Genomic DNA, 4,327 nt, shown 5'->3' with positions numbered 1-4,327 from the left:
CTCGAGGTCGAGACGAGCCGGTTGGCTATGCGCCCAGCGCGAACCGGACGAACCGGCGGAGGTCGGCGTCGCTCTTCGTGAGCATCTGCTGGACCGTCATCGAGGAGTCCTTGACGAAGGGCTGCTCCACGAGCACGTTGTCCTTGAAGTACCGGTTCAGCTTGCCCTCGGCGATCTTGTCCAGGATCTGCTCCGGCTTGCCCTCGGCCTTGGCCTGCTCGCGGCCGATCTCGCGCTCTTTGTCCTGCGTCTCCTGCGGGACGTCGGCGCGCGTGGCGGCGATCGGGTTCATGGCGGCGGCCTGCATGGCCACGTCGCGGCCAGCCGCGGGGAGGTCACCCGAGCCTTCCATCTCGACCAACACGCCGAGCTTGGCGCCCGCGTGGACATAGTCGACGACGGTGCCGCCCTCGCTGGCCTCGACGACCTCGAAGCGGCGGACGTCGATCTTCTCGCCGATCTTGCCCGTCATCGTGATCAGCGCCTCCGCGAGTGGAGCGCCGTCGACCTCGACGGCCTGGGCCTCACCGATCCCCGCGGGCCGAGCGGCCAAGAGCGCGTCGGCGATCTTTTGGGCGAAGTCGGTGAAGTCCGAGTTGCGGGCGACGAAGTCGGTCTCGGAGTTGACCTCGACGATGACGCCGGTCGTGCCGTCGTCCGTGGTCGCGGTCACGATGGCGCCCTCGGAGGCGTCGCGGTCGGCGCGCTTGGCGGCCACCTTCTCGCCCTTGGTCCGCAGGATCTCGATCGCCTTGTCGAAGTCGCCGTCGGCCTCGACCAACGCCTTCTTGCAGTCCATCATGCCGACGCCGGTCGCCTCGCGGAGGGTCTTGACGTCCTGTGCCTTGATTGCCATTTTTTTGATTGGGGTAAGTGGTCGTGTCAGGGTCCGGGCCATGCTGGGCCGACCTCGAGGTCGGCGGCGCAGCCCACCAAAAACGGGGAAACGACGAGTCGAGGGCGACCGCGTTTCCCCGTCACAGAGAGGTAGCAGGTCCGTCCTCGAGGTCGAACCCTCGAGGACGGCACATCGAGGACGGGCTAGCTGGCCGTCTTGGCGGCAGCGGCCTCGGTGCGGGCTTCGGCTTCGGCGTCTGCCATGGTCGTGACCGGCTCGGCTTCTTCGGCCTTCGCCTCAGCCTCCGACACCTTGGCCTCGTCGGCAGCGCGGCTCTGGGCCTCGGCGACGGCGGAGTCGCGCTCGATGGCGCCGGCCTTCTGGCCCTCGATGATGGCGTCGGCGATGTGGCGCGTGAACAGCGCGACCGACTTCATGGCGTCGTCGTTGGCCGGGATCGGGTAGTCCACCAGGTCCGGGTCCACGTTCGAGTCGACCAACGCGATGATCGGGATCTTGAGCTTGCGGGCCTCGTCGACGGCGATGTGCTCGCGCTTGACGTCGACCACGAACAAGGCGCCAGGCAGCTTGCCCATCTCGGAGATGCCGCCGAGTACACGGTCGAGCTTCTCGAGCTCACGCGCGCGCATCAGGCGCTCCTTCTTCTTGAGCTTGTCCGCGGTGCCGTCGGCGTCCTCTCGGCGCAACGTCTCCATCCGGCGGAGCGAGCCGCGGATGGTCGCGAAGTTGGTCAGCATACCGCCCTGCCAGCGGTCGACGGCGAACGGCATCCCGGCGCGCTCGGCCTCTTCCTTGACCACGTTCTGGGCCTGCTTCTTCGTCCCGACGAACAGGATCTTGCGGCCCTTCGAGGCGAACCGGCCGGCGGCGTCGGCGGCGTCGTCCAGCAAGCGCTGGGTCTGCTTGAGGTCCAGGATGTGGATCCCGTTCCGCTGCATGAAGATGTACGGAGCCATCTTCGGGTTCCACCGGCTGGTCAGGTGCCCAAAGTGGGCGCCCGCGCGGAGGAGGTCTTCAATCGAGGCGCGTGCCATTTTTCTGGTTTGGGGTGCACGGTCCGACCTCGAGGGCGTGCCGTGCGGGTTAAGCCTAGCCCCGCCGTCACCACGACTGCCGACCTCGAGGACGAGCCTCGGGGCACCCGGCAGCCACTCGGGCGGGGTGTGAGATAAAAGGGCCGCCCTCGGGGACGACCCCCACGAAGCGACTAGCGCTTCGAGAACTGGAACTTCTTACGAGCCTTGGGCTGGCCCGGCTTCTTCCGCTCGACCATGCGCGGGTCGCGCGTCATGTAGCCGGCGTCGCGAAGCGGCTTGCGCAGCTCGTCGTTGAACTGGACCAAGCAGCGGGCGATGCCGAGCTGGATCGCCTCGGCCTGGCCGGTCAAGCCACCGCCCTTGGCGTTGACCAACACGTCGAACTCCCCACGGAGCTCCGTCAGGTCGAGCGGCGCCGTGGCCGAGGCCTGGCGGATCTTCGTCGGGAGGTACTCCGCGAGCTCGCGCTTGTTGACGATCACGTTGCCCGAACCCGGGCGGAGGTAGACGCGGGCGACCGACGTCTTGCGGCGGCCGACGGCCTGGAACTGGGTTGCCATGATTTAAGCGATGTCGAGCGACTGAGGCTGCTGAGCCTCGTGCGGATGGTCGGGGCCGGCGTAGACGTGGAGCTTCTTCGCCATCGCCCGGCCGAGCTTGGTGCGAGGGAGCATGCCCTTGACCGCGTTCTCGATGATGAACGTCGGCTTGGAGGCGCGGGCCTCCTTGGGCGTCCGCGAGCGGATGCCGCCGGGATAGCCGGAGTGGCGGAAGTACTGCTTGTCGGTCTCCTTCTTGCCCGTGAACCGCACCTTCTCGGCGTTGATGATCACGATGTGATCACCGACGTCCATGTGGGGCGTGTACTCGGGCTTGTGCTTGCCGCGGAGGATCGAGGCCACGCGCGCAGCCAGACGGCCGACGACGACGTTCTCGGCGTCGACCACATGCCATGCGGCCTCGACGTCGCCAGGCTTGGCGCTGTACGTCTTGAACGATGTCGTGTTCATATAGGTGGGCGCGTGTGCGCCGAAGACAAAAAAACGGGCGACCCACAGTGGGTCCCCCGAGGCGTGGCAGACAGACCCCACGCCGGGCGCAATCGGATCGAGGAAGCTAGGGGGCGGCGGCGGCCGGAGCAATGCGCTAGGCCCCGCATCTGGCCTCGAGGACGTGGCTTCTACCATTCTTCCCGGGTCCTCCGGGCCTCCTCTATCTTCCCCGGCGCCCTCGTCCACCTGTGCACAACGACTCTCCCGACCGATTTGCGTTGCTCGCGCGCGACCTCCCGTTCGAGGTCGACGACTACGAGCGCGCGCGTGAGGTGTACGCGAGATGGCGCGAGGACGGGGACGTTCGGGACCGTGACGTCGCCGATCTGTGGGCCTACCTCTACGCCTACCGCTACTTCTACACTCGGTTCATGACCGAGCGTACCGGAGGGGCCAGCGACCTCGATGCCGCTGTCAGCAACGCGTACAGGCGTATCGGCAAGGCCTTCGAGTCGGTCAACGACCCCGACCGGTTCCCCCAGTACGTCAGCGTGTTGTGTCGGAACGTGCTGCTCTCGCACCGGAAGCGGCGGCGCGACGTCGTCGAACTCCCGGCCGGTCTCGTAGCGGATCCATCGCCGCTCGGTAGTCACGACCGCGCACTGATCCGAAGCCTGATGACACGTGCCATCGCGGCGTTGCCCGAGTCGGTGGCCGAGATCGCACGCTTGAAATACCTCGAGGGCGTCGAGTACGACGACATCGCCGACCGGACCGGCCACCCGGTCGCGACGGTTCGGACCTACGCGGCCCGCGCCCGGGGCCGGATCCGCGAATACCCTGGCCTCCGCGCGCTGAACGCCGAAATCCTGAACGATGACGGAGGAGTCGGCGCCTCAGTTAGATCCACCTCCGACTGAAGTCTAAGGCGATAGTACAAGCACCCGTGTCCGATCTGTCTCTCCGTCTCGACCTCTACCCCGACCTCTCGCCAGAGGACCGCGCCGCCCTCGACCTCGAGGTCGCAGGCCGCCCCGACCTCGAGGACGCGCACGCCGACGCGAAGCGGCTCGCTGCGATCCTAGACGCCGCTCTCGCGACGGATGCCGACCTCGAGGCCGCCGAGCGCGTGTTCGATCGCCGCACCGGGCGCACCCGGCTCCGGCAGATCAGCGCCGACCCCGAGGTGCGCGCCCAGACGCGCCACCTCGAGGACCGGTTCGACGAGCTCGCCCGTGACGCGCGGGACCCCGTCGCGCACTACGAGCAGCTGTCGGGACGCTCTCGTCCGTCGAGGACAGGTCTCGTCGAGGGCGACGGCGCCGCTCCGACCCTACGGCTCGTCGACCTCGAGGTCGCTCCGCCCCCGCGCCGGGCTCGGTGGGCGCCACGGCTGGTCGCTGCCGTCGCTATCCTGGCCGTCGGCTACGGTGAGGCCG

6 protein-coding genes are annotated in these 4,327 nt (G+C 67.9%); 2 read left to right on the top strand and 4 right to left on the bottom strand.

Annotation, left to right across the window (positions count from 1 at the left end; all coding sequences use genetic code 11):
* Window positions 1-25 precede the first annotated feature (25 nt).
* The 4 genes from tsf to rplM all read right to left on the bottom strand — a co-directional run bounded on the left by tsf (window position 26) and on the right by rplM (window position 2,906).
* A complete protein-coding gene (gene tsf, locus WBA11_RS19975) occupies window positions 26-856 on the bottom strand; it encodes a translation elongation factor Ts (protein ID WP_424522386.1) in 831 nt (276 codons plus the stop codon).
* Between the two features lie 185 nt (window positions 857-1,041).
* Entirely contained in the window at window positions 1,042-1,893 is an 852-nt protein-coding gene (gene rpsB / locus WBA11_RS19970; protein ID WP_424522385.1) for a 30S ribosomal protein S2, read from the bottom strand.
* Between the two features lie 173 nt (window positions 1,894-2,066).
* Window positions 2,067-2,456, bottom strand: coding sequence for a 30S ribosomal protein S9 (gene rpsI, locus WBA11_RS19965; protein ID WP_424522384.1), 390 nt, complete (start codon window positions 2,454-2,456; stop codon window positions 2,067-2,069).
* Window positions 2,457-2,459: 3 nt separating this feature from the next.
* The gene (rplM, locus tag WBA11_RS19960) at window positions 2,460-2,906 is read right to left on the bottom strand and encodes a 50S ribosomal protein L13 (RefSeq protein WP_424522383.1); all 447 of its coding nucleotides are present in this window, start codon (window positions 2,904-2,906) and stop codon (window positions 2,460-2,462) included.
* A gap of 230 nt (window positions 2,907-3,136) precedes the next feature.
* Between rplM and WBA11_RS19955 the strand changes: the two genes are divergently transcribed.
* Window positions 3,137-3,808, top strand: coding sequence for an RNA polymerase sigma factor (locus tag WBA11_RS19955; RefSeq protein WP_424522382.1), 672 nt, complete (start codon window positions 3,137-3,139; stop codon window positions 3,806-3,808).
* Between the two features lie 26 nt (window positions 3,809-3,834).
* Window positions 3,835-4,327, top strand: a 493-nt coding sequence (locus tag WBA11_RS19950; protein WP_424522381.1) for a hypothetical protein, incomplete at its 3' end; no start/stop codon positions are given.

Origin of the sequence: Rubrivirga sp. (genome assembly GCF_049648075.1) — a bacterium.
GTDB lineage: Bacteria > Bacteroidota > Rhodothermia > Rhodothermales > Rubricoccaceae > Rubrivirga.
The sequence above is the reverse complement of the archived record's forward strand: the minus strand, read 5'-3'. Positions and strand labels throughout refer to the sequence as shown.

Coding starts and splice junctions, on each gene's coding strand:
- tsf (WP_424522386.1), bottom strand. CDS start 856: ATGGCAATCAAGGCACAGGACGTCAAGACCCTCCGCGAGGCGACCGGC.
- rpsB (WP_424522385.1), bottom strand. CDS start 1,893: ATGGCACGCGCCTCGATTGAAGACCTCCTCCGCGCGGGCGCCCACTTT.
- rpsI (WP_424522384.1), bottom strand. CDS start 2,456: ATGGCAACCCAGTTCCAGGCCGTCGGCCGCCGCAAGACGTCGGTCGCC.
- rplM (WP_424522383.1), bottom strand. CDS start 2,906: ATGAACACGACATCGTTCAAGACGTACAGCGCCAAGCCTGGCGACGTC.